Origin of the sequence: Thalassospira profundimaris (assembly GCF_003326675.1) — a bacterium.
In the GTDB taxonomy this organism is placed as follows: Bacteria; Pseudomonadota; Alphaproteobacteria; order Rhodospirillales; family Thalassospiraceae; genus Thalassospira; species Thalassospira aquimaris.
In genome coordinates this window covers 1-15,750 of the sequence record NZ_JPWF01000030.1, presented here as the reverse complement: position 1 = coordinate 15,750, position 15,750 = coordinate 1, and the positions used below count along the sequence as shown (strand labels likewise).

11 protein-coding genes and 1 tRNA gene are annotated in these 15,750 nt (G+C 54.7%); all 12 read right to left on the bottom strand.

Features of this window, described 5'->3' with window-relative positions:
- Window positions 1–58: 58 nt before the first annotated feature.
- The 12 genes from fusA to TH19_RS22130 all read right to left on the bottom strand — a co-directional run bounded on the left by fusA (window position 59) and on the right by TH19_RS22130 (window position 15,559).
- Entirely contained in the window at window positions 59–2,140 is a 2,082-nt protein-coding gene (fusA, locus tag TH19_RS22185) for an elongation factor G (RefSeq protein WP_114104534.1), read from the bottom strand.
- 27 nt (window positions 2,141–2,167) lie between these two features.
- Complete coding sequence (rpsG, locus tag TH19_RS22180) at window positions 2,168–2,635, bottom strand: 30S ribosomal protein S7 (RefSeq protein ID WP_114100161.1); 468 nt, start codon at window positions 2,633–2,635, stop codon at window positions 2,168–2,170.
- 12 nt (window positions 2,636–2,647) lie between these two features.
- Window positions 2,648–3,019, bottom strand: a complete 372-nt coding sequence (gene rpsL, locus TH19_RS22175; RefSeq protein WP_114104533.1) for a 30S ribosomal protein S12 — start codon at window positions 3,017–3,019, stop codon at window positions 2,648–2,650.
- A gap of 370 nt (window positions 3,020–3,389) precedes the next feature.
- A complete protein-coding gene (rpoC, locus tag TH19_RS22170; protein ID WP_114104532.1) occupies window positions 3,390–7,583 on the bottom strand; it encodes a DNA-directed RNA polymerase subunit beta' in 4,194 nt (1,397 codons plus the stop codon).
- A gap of 108 nt (window positions 7,584–7,691) precedes the next feature.
- Window positions 7,692–11,858: a DNA-directed RNA polymerase subunit beta gene (gene rpoB, locus TH19_RS22165; protein ID WP_114104531.1), complete on the bottom strand. Its 4,167-nt coding sequence runs from the start codon at window positions 11,856–11,858 to the stop codon at window positions 7,692–7,694.
- A 379-nt stretch (window positions 11,859–12,237) separates the two neighbouring features.
- The gene (gene rplL / locus TH19_RS22160; protein ID WP_114104530.1) at window positions 12,238–12,612 is read right to left on the bottom strand and encodes a 50S ribosomal protein L7/L12; all 375 of its coding nucleotides are present in this window, start codon (window positions 12,610–12,612) and stop codon (window positions 12,238–12,240) included.
- A 55-nt stretch (window positions 12,613–12,667) separates the two neighbouring features.
- Window positions 12,668–13,186, bottom strand: coding sequence for a 50S ribosomal protein L10 (gene rplJ, locus TH19_RS22155; RefSeq protein ID WP_114104529.1), 519 nt, complete (start codon window positions 13,184–13,186; stop codon window positions 12,668–12,670).
- 280 nt (window positions 13,187–13,466) lie between these two features.
- Window positions 13,467–14,165 (bottom strand): 50S ribosomal protein L1, encoded by a 699-nt coding sequence (rplA, locus tag TH19_RS22150; protein WP_114104528.1) that lies wholly within the window; start codon window positions 14,163–14,165, stop codon window positions 13,467–13,469.
- 4 nt (window positions 14,166–14,169) lie between these two features.
- Complete coding sequence (gene rplK, locus TH19_RS22145; protein WP_114104527.1) at window positions 14,170–14,598, bottom strand: 50S ribosomal protein L11; 429 nt, start codon at window positions 14,596–14,598, stop codon at window positions 14,170–14,172.
- Window positions 14,599–14,702: 104 nt separating this feature from the next.
- The gene (gene nusG / locus TH19_RS22140) at window positions 14,703–15,233 is read right to left on the bottom strand and encodes a transcription termination/antitermination protein NusG (RefSeq protein ID WP_114100155.1); all 531 of its coding nucleotides are present in this window, start codon (window positions 15,231–15,233) and stop codon (window positions 14,703–14,705) included.
- 1 nt (window position 15,234) lies between these two features.
- Complete coding sequence (gene secE / locus TH19_RS22135) at window positions 15,235–15,432, bottom strand: preprotein translocase subunit SecE (protein WP_040824880.1); 198 nt, start codon at window positions 15,430–15,432, stop codon at window positions 15,235–15,237.
- Between the two features lie 51 nt (window positions 15,433–15,483).
- Window positions 15,484–15,559: transfer RNA gene (locus tag TH19_RS22130), tRNA-Trp, on the bottom strand.
- Window positions 15,560–15,750 lie beyond the last annotated feature (191 nt).

Below are 15,750 nucleotides of genomic sequence, written 5' to 3'. Positions count from 1 at the left end.
TTTTGTACGCGCAAACTTTTCTTTAGCCATTTCTAACTCCGTTTATTCTGGCTTGGCCTTAGCCGGCCGATTTGGCTTTGACTTCGTCCGCAACTGCCTGCGGGACGTCTGCATAGTGATCAAACTGCATCACGAACTGGGCACGGCCCTGGGACATGGAGCGCAGCGTGTTGACGTAACCGAACATGTTCGCCAGCGGTACGAACGCGTTAACAACGCGGGCAATACCACGGGAGTCCATGTCACGGACCTGGCCACGACGGCTGTTCAGGTCGCCAATGATGTCGCCCATATACTCTTCCGGGGTCACTACTTCGACTTTCATGATCGGCTCGAGCAGCTTCGGAGAAGCTTTCGACAGACCTTCTTTGAATGCTGCGCGAGCAGCAATTTCGAAGGCCATGACGCTCGAGTCGACGTCGTGGTAGGCACCGTCGGTCAGTTTGATCGACAAGTCGGTAACCGGGAAGCCTGCGATAACACCGCTCTGCAGCGAGCTCTCGAGACCTTTTGCAACACCCGGGATGTATTCCTTCGGAACGTTACCGCCAACAACGGTATCGGTGAAGGCGAAGCCCGTACCCGGTTCACCCGGGGTAAAGGTGAGCTTGATACGCGCGAACTGACCCGAACCACCCGACTGTTTTTTGTGGGTGTAGTCGATATCGACTTCTTTCGAGATGGTTTCGCGGTAAGCAACCTGCGGCGCACCAACGTTAGCTTCGACTTTGAATTCACGCTTCATACGGTCGACGATAATGTCGAGGTGAAGTTCGCCCATACCGGAAATGATGGTCTGGCCGGATTCGTGGTCGGATTTAACGCGGAACGACGGATCTTCCTGTGCAAGACGAGCAAGGGCGAGACCCATTTTCTCCTGGTCGGCTTTCGATTTCGGCTCTACAGCGATCTCGATAACCGGATCCGGGAATTCCATACGCTCAAGGATGATCGGCTTGGACGGATCACAAAGGGTATCACCAGTGGTGGTGTCCTTCATGCCAACCAGAGCAACGATGTCGCCCGAGCAAGCGTATTTGATTTCTTCGCGGTTGTTCGAATGCATAAGAAGCATACGACCGATACGCTCTTTCTTCTCTTTAACAGAGTTCAGAACATACGAACCTGCTTCCAGAACGCCCGAATAGATACGAATGAAGGTCAAGGAACCAACAAACGGGTCGGACATGATCTTGAATGCAAGAGCCGAGAACGGTGCTTCGTCGGTCAGTGCACGGGAATCCGGCTCGTCTTCGGTGTTCGGCTTAACGCCACGAACATCGTCGATATCGTCCGGTGCCGGCATGAAGTCGATGACAGCATCAAGAAGCGGCTGAACGCCTTTGTTCTTGAACGCGGTACCCAGAAGGACCGGAACCAGTTCACCACGGATGGTGCCTTTACGGATGCACTTCTTGAGAACTTCCTCGGTCGGCATTTCGCCTTCGAGGTAAGCTTCCATCGCAGCTTCGTCGCACTCGACAGCCTGTTCGATCAGAGCTTCACGGTATTCTTCAGCCTGGTCTTTCAGGGAATCGCGGATGTCACGATATTCGAATTCTGCGCCAAGGGATTCGTCTTTCCAGACGATTTCCTTGTTGCGAACCAGATCGATAACACCTTCGAATTCCATCTCGGAACCGATCGGCAGCTGCATGACTGCAGCATTGGCGCCGAGGCGTTCCTTGATCATATCGACGCAGCGGAAGAAGTCCGCACCGGTACGGTCCATTTTGTTAACAAAGCACATACGCGGAACGTTGTACTTGTCAGCCTGGCGCCACACGGTTTCGGTCTGCGGCTCAACGCCGGAAACGGCGTCGAAAACAGCGCAGGCACCATCGAGAACGCGGAGCGAACGTTCAACTTCAATGGTGAAGTCAACGTGGCCCGGGGTATCGATGATGTTGATACGGTGGTCGTTCCAGAAGCAGGTCGTCGCAGCAGACGTAATCGTAATGCCGCGTTCCTGTTCCTGTTCCATCCAGTCCATGGTAGCGGCGCCGTCATGGACTTCGCCGATTTTGTAGGACTTGCCGGTGTAGAAAAGAATTCGCTCGGTGGTCGTCGTTTTACCAGCATCGATGTGAGCCATGATGCCGATGTTGCGATACCGAGAGATCGGAGTACGTTGTACCATAATCGACTCTTGATCTTGAGGTCTGAATTACCAGCGATAATGAGCGAAAGCCTTGTTGGCTTCGGCCATACGGTGGGTGTCTTCGCGCTTCTTGACTGCGGTGCCACGGTTGTTGGCAGCGTCCATCAGTTCACCGGCGAGACGACCGATCATGGTCGTTTCGGAACGCTTGCGGGCAGCGTCAACCAGCCAACGAATGGCCAGAGCCTGACGACGCTCGGAACGAACTTCAACCGGAACCTGGTAAGTTGCACCACCAACACGGCGCGAACGAACTTCGACGTTCGGCTTCACGTTATCCATGGCTTCGTGGAACTGGGCAACCGGGTCTGCACCCTTGCTTTCCATAACTTCCAGGGCACCATAAACGATTTTTTCGGCGGCAGATTTTTTACCGTCGAGCATAAGACCGTTCATGAATTTGGTAAGAACCTTATCGCCATACTTGGCGTCAGGCAAAACTTCGCGCTTTTCAGCAGCGTGACGACGTGACATCTGAGCTGCTCCTTATTTCGGACGCTTCGCGCCGTATTTCGAACGACGCTGCTTACGGTCTTTGACACCCTGTGTATCGAGGGTACCGCGAATGATGTGGTAGCGAACACCCGGCAAGTCTTTTACACGGCCGCCGCGGATCATCACGACAGAGTGCTCTTGCAGGTTGTGGCCTTCACCCGGAATGTAGGAGGTAACTTCGAAGCCGTTGGTCAAACGGACACGAGCAACCTTACGAAGTGCCGAGTTCGGCTTCTTCGGGGTGGTGGTGTAAACACGGGTGCAAACGCCGCGTTTCTGCGGGCATGCTTCCAGTGCCGGAACCATATCGCGCTGGGTGCGCGGAGTCCGCGACTTGCGGATCAACTGGTTAATAGTGGGCATTAATCTTCCCTTTTACTTCAACGGACGCCACGAGGGCGCTGCTCTTATCGACGCACGACGAGCGACCACGCGTCCTCATACAAGTATGAAAACACGCGCGGACGCCCATAGATGCAGGAGATCCTGCCTCGACGGCCGTCAGAGTCGCACTCAAGCGATGGGGGGCGAAAACCGCCCGCTACCGCACAAAACGGTACCGGCACAGTTACCCCCCCCTAGATTCGGTGGGCGCATACTAGTGACGGCCCCCTTTTGCGTCAAGCAAAACCATTTGGGCCTTCGAGTTGGCGCTTCAAACGCCGAGACGAACCGGTACGTCGATAAGAGTTCCGGTTCGCCTCTGATTCTTTAACTGTCTGGCGCGACGAACTTATTCGCCTGCCGGCAGAGAAGCGGTGTCTGCATCGGCCTGCGGGCCGAAGTTGTCGCCGATTTCTTCTTCTGCCTCGATCTGTACCGATTTGTCGCGTTCGGCAGCCAGTGCACGGAAGCGGTTCATCACCGCACCGGTACCAGCCGGGATCAAACGACCCACGATGACGTTCTCTTTCAAACCGATAAGGGTATCGGTTTTGCCCGAAACAGCTGCTTCGGTAAGAACGCGCGTGGTTTCCTGGAACGACGCGGCCGAGATGAAGGAATGCGTCTGCAGGGAGGCTTTGGTGATCCCCTGGAGGACCGGAGCGCCTTCTGCAAGTTCGCCGCCTTCTTTAAGCGCACGATCGTTTTCGGCATCGAAATCAACGCGGTCAATGATTTCGCCAACCAGAAGAGTCGTGTCACCAGGCTTGGTGATTTCGACTTTCTGAAGCATCTGGCGAACGATGACTTCGATGTGCTTGTCGTTAATCTTAACGCCCTGCAAGCGGTAGACTTCCTGGATTTCGTTGACCAGGTAATCTGCCAGTGCCGGGACGCCCATAACACGCAGAATATCGTGCGGAACCGGCGAACCATCAAGGAGCTGATCGCCCTTCTCGACGAAGTCCCCTTCCTGAACGGCAAGGTGCTTGCCTTTCGGGATCAGGTATTCGACCGGTTCGGTCAGGCCCGAGTCTTCGAGCGGATGCACGATGACGCGACGCTTGTTCTTGTAGTCCTTGCCGAATTCGACGCGACCCGGAATATCCGAGATAATTGCGTGTTCTTTCGGTTTACGGGCTTCGAACAGCTCGGCAACACGCGGCAGACCACCGGTAATGTCACGGGTTTTCGAACCTTCGCGCGGAATACGTGCAAGCACGTCACCAGCATGAACTTTCTGACCGTTCTCGACCGAGAGAATAGCGTCAACCGACAGGAAGTAACGGGCTTCAAGACCGTTATCCAGGTTGATGACCTCGCCCGATTCGTTACGCAGGGTAACGCGCGGCTTAAGGTCGGACGCCTTGGGCATGCTCTTCCAGTCGATAACCGTTTTCGAGGCAATACCGGTCGCTTCGTCATAGACTTCGCGAATGGTTACGTTCTCGAGAAGGTCGACATAGTTCACATAACCTTCTTTCTCGGTGATGATCGGCAGGGTGTACGGATCCCACTCTGCCAGTTTCTGGCCACGTGTTACCTGTGCACCTTCATCGGTGAGAAGTTTTGCGCCGTACGGAACGCGATATTTCGCACGTTCACGACCGGTTTTGTCGATCAGAAGGATCTCGAGGTTACGCGCCATAACGATATTGACGCCCGCCGAGTTCGCAACAACCGCACGGTTTTTAAGCTTCACGGTTGCATCGAAGTTCGCTTCGACACCGGAAACCTCGGCACCACGCTGCGCAGCACCACCAATGTGGAACGTACGCATCGTAAGCTGCGTACCCGGCTCACCGATCGACTGAGCGGCGATAACACCGACAGCTTCACCAATGTTGACCGTGGTACCACGAGCCAGGTCACGACCATAGCAATGGCCGCAAACACCGGTTTCCGCGTCACAGGTCAGAACCGAACGGATACGCGCCATTTCGACGCCGGCCTTCTCGATGAGATCGAGGTGATCTTCTTCAACCATCTCGTTCTTCGGTACGATGATTTCGCCGGTTGACGGATTAACGATCTCGTCAGCGGTGAAACGACCGAGGATACGATCAGACAGGGTTTCGATAACTTCACCGGAATCGACAACTGCCGCGATGTCGAGGCCACGATCAGTACCGCAATCATGCTGGGTGATGATGCAATCCTGGGCCACGTCAACGAGACGACGGGTAAGGTAACCCGAGTTCGCCGTTTTCAGTGCGGTATCGGCAAGACCTTTACGAGCACCGTGGGTGGAGTTGAAGTACTCCTGCACGGTCAGGCCTTCTTTAAAGTTCGAAATAATCGGGGTCTCGATGATCGAGCCGTCCGGTTTCGCCATCAGGCCGCGCATAGCAGCCAGCTGACGCATCTGGGCGGCAGAACCACGAGCACCGGAGTGCGCCATCATGTAAACCGAGTTTACATTGTCACCTTCTGCCGTTGCCGAGATGACTTTCATCATCGCTTCGGAAACGTCATCGGTGCACTGCGACCAGGCGTCGACAACCTTGTTGTATTTCTCACCACGGGTGATGAGACCATCCTGGTACTGCTGCTCGTATTCTTTGACCTTGTCGTGGGTACCACCGACCAGCGGTTCTTTGGCTTCCGGAATGATCATGTCATCCTTGCCAAACGAAATGCCGGCTTTACATGCCCAGTTGAAACCAAGGCCCATCATGCGGTCAGCAAAGATAACGGTCTCTTTCTGGCCACAGTGACGGTAAACGACATCGATAACGTTCGAGACGTCTTTCTTGGTCAGCAGCTTGTTGATGGTCGCGAACGGAATGCGCGGATGACGCGGCAGAAGTTCCGACAGCAACATGCGGCCCGGGGTGGTTGCAACGCGAACGGTAATGCGTTCGTTGTTTTCATCAACCGTATGGTAACGGGCATTGATCTTGGAGTGAAGGGTAACAACACCTTCGTCCAGAGCCTGCTCGATCTCGGCGATGTTTACGAACGACATGCCCTCGCCCGGCTGACCATCACGTTCCATGGAGATGTAGTACAGACCAAGGACAATATCCTGCGACGGCACGATAATCGGTTTACCCGAAGCCGGCGAAAGGATGTTGTTGGTCGACATCATCAGGGTACGTGCTTCAAGCTGGGCTTCAAGCGACAGCGGTACGTGGACAGCCATCTGGTCACCGTCGAAGTCCGCGTTAAACGCAGTACAAACGAGCGGATGCAGCTGGATGGCCTTACCTTCGATCAGGGTAGGTTCGAATGCCTGGATACCAAGACGGTGCAAGGTCGGTGCACGGTTGAGCATGACCGGGTGTTCACGGATAACCTGTTCAAGGATATCCCAAACTTCGGCGCGCTCTTTTTCCACCATGCGCTTTGCAGCCTTGATGGTCGTGGCCATCCCGTACAGTTCCAGCTTCGCGTAAACGAACGGCTTGAACAGTTCGAGTGCCATTTTCTTCGGCAGACCGCACTGATGCAGTTTCAGGTTCGGACCCACGGTAATAACGGAACGACCGGAATAGTCGACGCGTTTACCCAAAAGGTTCTGACGGAAACGACCCTGCTTACCTTTAAGCATATCCGACATCGATTTGAGCGGACGCTTGTTGGCACCAGTGATCGGACGACCGCGACGACCGTTGTCAAACAGCGCATCAACCGATTCCTGAAGCATACGTTTTTCGTTACGCACGATGATATCAGGCGCACGAAGCTCGATCAGGCGCTTCAGACGGTTGTTACGGTTAATGACACGACGGTAAAGGTCGTTCAAATCCGACGTTGCGAAACGGCCGCCATCCAGCGGAACCAGCGGACGCAGTTCTGGCGGAATGACCGGGATCACTTCAAGGATCATCCATTCCGGGCGCGCGCCGGATTCCTGGAAGGCCTCAATCAGCTTGAGACGCTTGACCAGCTTCTTGCGCTTGGCTTCGGAATTGGTTTCCTTGAGGTCGATTTTCGCGGTTTCGCGTTCTTCATCAAGGTCGATTGCCGCAAGCATATCGCGGATGGCTTCTGCGCCGATACCGGCACGGAAGCTGTCTTCGCCATATTCTTCCTGGGCAGTCATATACTGGTCTTCGGACAGGAGCTCACCCATTTTCAACGGGGTAAGGCCCGGCTCGATAACCACATAGTTTTCGAAGTACAGAATGCGCTCAAGATCCTTGAGCGTCATGTCCAGCAGCAGACCGAGACGGCTCGGAAGCGACTTCATGAACCAGATATGGGCAACAGGTGCCGCCAGTTCGATATGGCCCATACGTTCGCGACGTACTTTGGCCAGAGTCACTTCGACGCCGCATTTCTCACAGATAATGCCGCGATACTTCATACGCTTGTACTTGCCGCACAAGCATTCGTAATCCTTCACCGGACCAAAAATGCGCGCACAGAACAAGCCGTCGCGCTCCGGTTTGAAGGTCCGGTAGTTGATGGTTTCCGGCTTCTTGATTTCGCCGAACGACCAAGAGCGGATACGCTCCGGGCTGGCAATCTGAATCCGGATCTGATCGAAGCTCTGGGTGCCCTGCGGCTGCCCGAAGATCTTCATCAACTCGTTCATAAAGGCTCTCCCGCTATTCCCGGTCTCACCGGGTTTCGCCAATTTCAGGCCGAAAGATGCGAAATGGCGACCGGGATGCCCGGATGGGCACCCCTGTCAGCCAAACACTTAGTATTCGTTCTGCTCAAGTTCGACATTGAGACCAAGCGAACGGAGTTCTTTAACGAGAACGTTAAACGACTCCGGAATGCCTGCCTCGAAGGTGTCTTCCCCACGAACAATGGCTTCGTAAACCTTGGTACGGCCCGAAACGTCGTCCGACTTGACCGTAAGCATTTCCTGAAGGGTGTATGCAGCACCGTAAGCTTCGAGTGCCCACACTTCCATCTCCCCGAAACGCTGGCCACCGAACTGCGCCTTACCACCCAGCGGCTGCTGGGTAACAAGAGAGTACGGACCAATCGAACGTGCGTGGATCTTGTCGTCGACCAGGTGGTGCAGTTTGAGCATATAGATATAGCCCACTGTCACCTTGCGATGGAATTTCTCACCAGTACGACCGTCATAGAGGTCAACCTGGCCAGAACCATCAAGGCCGGCTTTTTCAAGCATACGAACAACATCAGGCTCACGTGCGCCATCGAAGACCGGGGTGGCCATCGGAACGCCGCGACGCAGGTTGTTGCCAAGCTCAATGACTTCACCATCAGAAAGCTCTTTGATGCCGGCGACATATTCGTCACCTTCATAGACATCATTAAGCTTGCTGCGCAGGTCATCCATCTCGCCACGACCGTCAGCAACAGCATCGACAAGTTCGCCGATCTGTTCACCAAGACCACGCGAAGCCCAACCAAGGTGGGTTTCAAGGATCTGGCCAACGTTCATACGCGACGGAACGCCCAGCGGGTTCAGAACGATATCGACCGGCGTACCGTCTTCGAGGTGCGGCATGTCTTCAACCGGCATAATGCGCGATACGACACCCTTGTTCCCGTGACGGCCGGCCATCTTGTCGCCCGGCTGCATTTTACGTTTCACCGCAACGAAGACTTTAACCATCTTCATCACGCCCGGCGGCAGTTCGTCACCAGCCTGCAGTTTGTCGACCTTGTCATCGAAACGGGCCTGAAGAACAGCAATCGATTCCTCGAACTGCTTTTTCAGAGCTTCGATGTCAGACATGACATTGTCATCAGCAACGGCGATCTGACGCCACAGACCACGTGCAACACCCGAAAGGCTGTCTTCGGTGATCTCGCCAGTCAGGCCCTTCGGACCATCAACCAGCTGCTGACCCAGCAGAAGGTTTTTCAGACGACCATAGAAGTTACGCTCGAGGATCGAACGTTCGTCATCACGGTCCTGTGCAAGACGTTCGATTTCCGAACGCTCGATTGCCAGGGCACGTTCGTCCTTGTCAACGCCACGACGCGAGAACACGCGGACTTCAACAATGGTACCGAACTGTCCCGGCGGGACACGCAGCGACGTATCACGGACGTCGGATGCTTTTTCACCGAAGATGGCGCGCAGAAGTTTTTCTTCCGGCGTCATCGGGCTTTCGCCCTTCGGCGTTACTTTACCGACAAGGATATCGCCCGGCTTGATTTCCGCACCGATGTAGACAATGCCCGCCTCGTCGAGGTTTTTGAGCGCTTCTTCACCGACGTTCGGAATATCACGGGTGATTTCTTCCTGACCCAGCTTGGTATCGCGGGCCATGACTTCGAATTCCTCGATGTGGATCGAGGTGTAAACGTCATCACGTGCGATACGCTCGGACAGAAGGATGGAATCCTCGAAGTTGTAACCGTTCCAAGGCATAAACGCGACGAGCACGTTACGACCCAGAGCCAGTTCACCCATATCGGTACACGGACCATCCGAAATGATGTCACCCTTTTCGACGACATCGCCAACTTTTACCAGCGGACGCTGGTTGATGCAGCTGCCCTGGTTGGAACGCTGATATTTCAGCAGGGTGTAAATATCGACACCCGATTCCGAAGCAGCAATGTCACCAGTTGCGCGGATAACCATACGGGTCGCGTCAACGGATTCAACAACACCATCACGGCGTGCGATCAGGGTTGCACCCGAATCACGTGCCACCGGAACTTCCATACCGGTACCGACATACGGTGCCTCAGAGCGGATCAACGGAACCGCCTGACGCTGCATGTTCGATCCCATCAGTGCGCGGTTCGCGTCATCGTTCTCAAGGAACGGAATGAGCGCGGATGCGACCGATACCAGCTGCTTCGGCGAGACGTCCATAAGGTCGATCTCTTCGGAGCGGGCCATATAGTGGTCACCGGCTTTACGGGTGTTGATCAGTTCGTTGGTGAAGCTGAAATCATCGTTAAGCGGTTCGTTTGCCTGCGCGATGACATAACGGCCTTCTTCGATCGCCGAGAGGTAAATAACCTCTGCGGTGACGTTGCCGTCGACAACCTTGCGATACGGGCTTTCGATGAAGCCGTACTGGTTGACACGGGCAAAGGTCGCCAGCGAGTTGATCAGACCAATGTTCGGACCTTCCGGCGTTTCAACCGGGCAGATACGACCATAGTGGGTCGGATGAACGTCACGAACTTCAAAGCCTGCACGCTCACGGGTCAAACCACCCGGGCCAAGCGCCGAAAGACGACGTTTGTGGGTAATTTCCGAAAGCGGGTTGGTCTGGTCCATGAACTGCGACAGCTGCGAGGAGCCGAAGAATTCACGAACAGCAGCCGCAACCGGCTTGGCATTGATCAGGTCATGCGGCATCACGTTGTCGATCTCGACCGAGCTCATACGCTCGCGGATCGCACGTTCCATACGCAGAAGACCAACGCGGAACTGGTTTTCCATCAGCTCGCCAACCGAACGCAGACGACGGTTGCCAAGGTGGTCAATATCGTCGATCTCGCCACGACCGTCTTTCAGGTCGATAAGAACGCGAACGACTTCCAGAATGTCTTCACGACGCAGGATACGAACAGTGTCTGCACATTCGAGGTTCAGACGCGCATTCATCTTCACACGGCCAACCGCGGAAAGGTCATAACGCTCTGCATCGAAGAACAGGCCCTTGAACATGGCTTCCGCACCCTCGAGGGTCGGCGGTTCGCCCGGGCGCATGACGCGATAGATGTCCACAAGGGCTTCTTCGCGGTTGCTGTTCTTGTCCAGTGCCATGGTGTTGCGCAGATACGGACCAACCTGGTTGTGGTCGATCATCAGCAGACGAACGGAATCAACACCCCATTCTTTAAGCTGTTCGAACACACCTTCGGTCAGTTCGTGACCGGCTTCTGCCAGGATCTCGCCGGTTTCGCCGTCAATAAGGTCATCTGCCATGAACCAGCCGTTAAGCTGCTCTTCCGGTACGATGATCTCTTTAACGCCCTGCTCGGTGATTTTGGCAGCGGAACGCTTGGTGATTTTGGAACCTGCTGCTGCAACAACTTCGCCGTTGCTTGCATCAACAAGGTCATTCACCAGCTTCTGGCCGATATAACGGTCTGCGCTGAAATCGGTTACCCAACCTTCTGCGGTACGGCGGTATTCAGCCGACTCATAGTAATAGTTGAGGATTTCTTCCGGGGTCAGGCCTTCGATTTCCGACGGATCGACAGAACGCCCTTCTTCGGCACGCTGTGCACGCAGCTGTTCGGACTCTTCGTTTTCAAGAGCCATAAGCAGCGTGGTCGCCGGCAGTTTGCGGCGACGGTCGATACGGACATACAGGATGTCTTTTGCGTCGAATTCGAAATCGAGCCACGAACCACGATAAGGAATCACGCGCGCAGCAAACAGATATTTGCCCGAGCTGTGGCTCTTACCTTTGTCATGGTCGAAGAAGACGCCCGGCGAACGGTGCATCTGGGAAACGATAACGCGTTCCGTGCCGTTCACGATAAAGGTACCGTGTTCGGTCATGAGCGGCATATCGCCCATATACACGTCTTGTTCCTTGATATCGCGGATCGAACGGGCACCCGTGTCCTCGTCGATATCCCATACAACCAGGCGCAGTGTTACACGCAGCGGTGCGGCAAAGGTCATGCCACGCTGGCGACACTCTTCGGTATCGTATTTCGGCTGCTCAAGCTCATACGAAACGAATTCAAGAGTTGCGCGTTCCGAAAAATCTTTAATCGGAAAGACGCTCTTGAACACTTCCTGGAGACCTGCATCGTCCCGCTGCTCCTGCGGGGTCCCGGTCTGCAAAAACTTGTCGTAGGAATTCTTTTGAACCTCAATGAGATTCGGGAGCGGAGCGACTTCGCTGATCCGTCCAAAGCTTTTGCGGATGCGCTTTCGACCAGTAAAGGACTTATCCATCATCGTTCCTTTAATCGCGCCTCCCCACACCGTCCGAACTCGTTCGTCCCTGCCCTGCCACGTTTCCGACTTGCGCAAAACGCATACAGCACAACGACGCCCGAGCCCCGTACGGGGCGGGCGTTCACTTGATTATGACCGTGGATGTATTCTGACATCCAACTTGATTGAGATCACTGATCCCTCGGCTGTCGACGCCGTCAAAGATAACCTCTGACCTAAACGGCCTTACGTTATGTACGATTACCTTTGGCAGCGTCAACCGTTAAATTCCTGTTCGCGCCCCTGCACAGACCTTGGCACGATTGCCGGGGTGCACAGAGACGGAAGGGCCGGCGCCCAGAGGACGCCGACCCAAACCTTGGCAAGAAGCCGTCGATTACTTGAGTTCGACGGTTGCGCCAGCTTCTTCAAGCTGTTTCTTGATGGCTTCGGCTTCGTCCTTAGCAACGCCTTCTTTGACGGCTTTCGGAGCGCCTTCAACCAGGTCTTTGGCTTCTTTGAGGCCAAGACCGGTGATGCCACGAACTTCTTTAATGACGTTGATTTTCTTGTCGCCAGCAGAAGCGAGGATAACGTCGAATTCGGTTTTCTCTTCAGCAGCAGCACCGGCAGCAGCGCCACCAGCAGCAGCAACAGCTACCGGAGCAGCGGCGGAAACGCCCCACTCTTCTTCGAGCATTTTGGAAAGTTCTGCAGCTTCAATAACGGTGAGCTTGGAAAGCTCTTCAACGAGTGCCTTAAGATCGGCCATTTTGTATAACTCCTAGGCTTGAACTTAGATATCAGTGATATCTGGATAATTTGGTTTACGCGGCTTCGCCTTTGTCGGCATATGCCTTCAGCACCTGGGCGATCTGAGCCGCCGGCTTGGAGGTCAGCGTAGCGATACGCTGTGCCGGGGTCTGGATCATACCAACCAGTTTCGCGCGGAGTTCGTCCAGCGACGGCAGTTCTGCCAGAGCTTTAACGCCCTGTTCATCGAGAACCTGTTCGCCGATGGCGCCAGCAACAAGAACAAGCTTGTCGTTGGCTTTTGCGAACTCGGAGGCTACTTTTGCGACCGATGCCGGATCAGCTGAATAGCCAATCGCGGTCGGGCCGGTGAAGTAGTCTGCAAGACCAGCAAATTTGGTGCCTTCCAGAGCAAGTCGCGTAAGCCGGTTTTTGGTGACCTTGAAGCCCGCACCAGAAGCACGCATCTGTGCACGAAGAGCGGTGATTTCAGCAACCGTCAACCCTTTGTACTGGGTGACGATGACGCCTTCCGCACCTTCGAACACTTCGCGCATCTCTGCTACGAACTGTTGTTTATCATCGCGGTTCACTATTAGTCTCCGACATTGCTTATTGCCCTGAACCTCACAAGGAGGTTCACAGACGCGACCAGTCCTTTCGAACCGGTCTGTGACGCCCGTCCGTGTGCCAGATGTCCAAGCCTTGTGTGATGCCCCGTGCGGGGAATAACTAAGTACCGGAACCTCTGCCTATGCAGGGAATTAAGAGTGACAAATCTCACTCACCTGCAGTCTGGGACAGACAGGTAGAGAGGGCCAGGGCCCTCTCCGGTCCTGACCGATCCGAAGATCGGCCAGAATTCGAAAAATCTTATTTCGACGCGATGTCAGCAACCGACAATTTCACGCCAGCACCCATGGTGGAGCTGATCGCAGCGCGCTGAAGGTACTGACCTTTTGCGCCGGTCGGTTTTGCTTTAACGATCGCATCGACGAATGCTTTCGCGTTCTCGAGGATCTGCTCTTCGCTGAACGAAGCTTTGCCGATACCTGCATGAACGATACCGTTTTTCTCGGCGCGGAACTGGACCTGGCCAGCTTTTGCGTCGGAAACTGCGGTCGCGACATCCATGGTAACGGTGCCGAGTTTCGGGTTCGGCATCAGGCCGCGCGGGCCGAGAACCTTACCGAGACGACCGACAACAGCCATCATGTCCGGGGTTGCAATAACGCGATCATAGTTCAGATCGCCTTTCTGCATTGCTTCCATCAGGTCTTCGGCGCCAACAGCGTCTGCACCAGCTTTCTGGGCTTCTTCTGCTTTTGCGTCTTTTGCGAAGACTGCAACGCGCATGGTTTTACCGGTACCATGCGGAAGGGAAACAACACCACGGACCATCTGGTCAGCGTGACGCGGGTCAACACCAAGGTTCATTGCGAATTCGATGGTTTCATCGAATTTTGCTTTTGCACCTTCTTTGACGATTTTGACAGCAGCTGCCAGATCGTACTGGGTGTTACGGTCGATGCCCTCATAGGCCTGGGCAAGGCGTTTACCAGTCTTGGCCATCGTCTTACTCCACTACCTCGAGACCCATAGCACGGGCAGAGCCTTCGATCATTGCCATCGCGCCATCAATGTCGAATGCATTGAGGTCAGCCATTTTGGCTTCTGCGATTTCTTTGACCTGTGCTTTGGTAACCTTGCCGATGTAACCTTTACCGGTGGTACCGGAACCCTTCGGAACGCCTGCTGCCTTTTTCAGGAAGTAGGATGCCGGCGGGGTTTTGGATACGAACGAGAAGGAACGGTCGGAATACACGGTGATGACGACCGGAATCGGCATACCAGGTTCCATCTGCTGGGTAGCAGCGTTAAACGCTTTGCAGAATTCCATGATGTTCACACCGCGCTGACCAAGAGCCGGGCCGACGGGCGGCGACGGGTTGGCTTTGCCGGCGGGAATCTGCAGCTTAATATAGCCGTCGATTTTCTTCGCCATTAGAGTACCTCTTACAGAAGCGCGCGGTCCGGCCATGGCTGACCTCCCGCGCCTTGATTGCTGCCTGCGTATACAGGCAGCGACTTAAATTTTCAAGATCGTTTTTAAAGCTTCTCGACCTGGGTGTATTCCAGCTCGACCGGCGTTGAACGACCGAAGATCGAAACAGACACCTTAAGGCGCGCACGTTCTTCATCAACACCTTCGACAACACCGTTAAACGATGCAAACGGGCCGTCGGAAACACGTACTTCCTCGCCAACCTCGAACGCGATGGTCGGCTTCGGACGATCAACACCTTCCTGCACCTGATGCAGAATGTGCTGAGCTTCCTTTTCGGAAATCGGCATCGGCTTACCACGGCTACCGAGGAAATCGGTTACCTTTGCGGTGTTTTTAACCAGATGCCAGCTTTCGTCAGTGAGTTCCATCTTCAGCAGGACATAGCCCGGGAAAAACTTCCGCTCGGCATTGACCTTTGCGCCGCGACGCATCTCGACTGTTTCTTCGGTCGGAACCAGGACTTCCTCGATCTCGCCCTCAAGACCTTTCTTGATGGACTGTTCGCGGATCGACTGGGCGACCTTCTTTTCGAACCCAGAGTGAACGTGCAATACGTACCAGCGATGCGCCATATCAGCCCCCGACACCAAAGACCAGCTTGACACCCCAAGCGAGGAGCTGATCGACAACAAAGAAGAAAACAGACGCCAGAGCAACCATTACGAAAACCATAATGGTCGATACAGTCGTTTCCTTGCGGGACGGCCACGAGACTTTCTTTGCCTCGGAGCGAACCTGCTGTACGAATTGTGCTGGCGACGTTTTAGCCATTGTCGGGGTTACACCGCTTTCTAATGCTTCGTTTCACGACCCGGAAAAATTTGGCAGGAGAGGAGGGACTCGAACCCCCGACACTCGGTTTTGGAGACCGATGCTCTACCAACTGAGCTACACTCCTACAAGATCGTCAGAAAGTTGAAAAGCTTATCTTCTTTCTGGCTCATCCCCACCCGGGTGGTGGGGTGTGCGGGCGGTTTATAGCCGCCCACACATCCAAGATCAAGCACTCAATCGTGCAAAATCTTAAAAATTATTCGATGATTTTCGCAACAACGCCTGCGCCGACGGTACGACCGCCTTCACGGATTG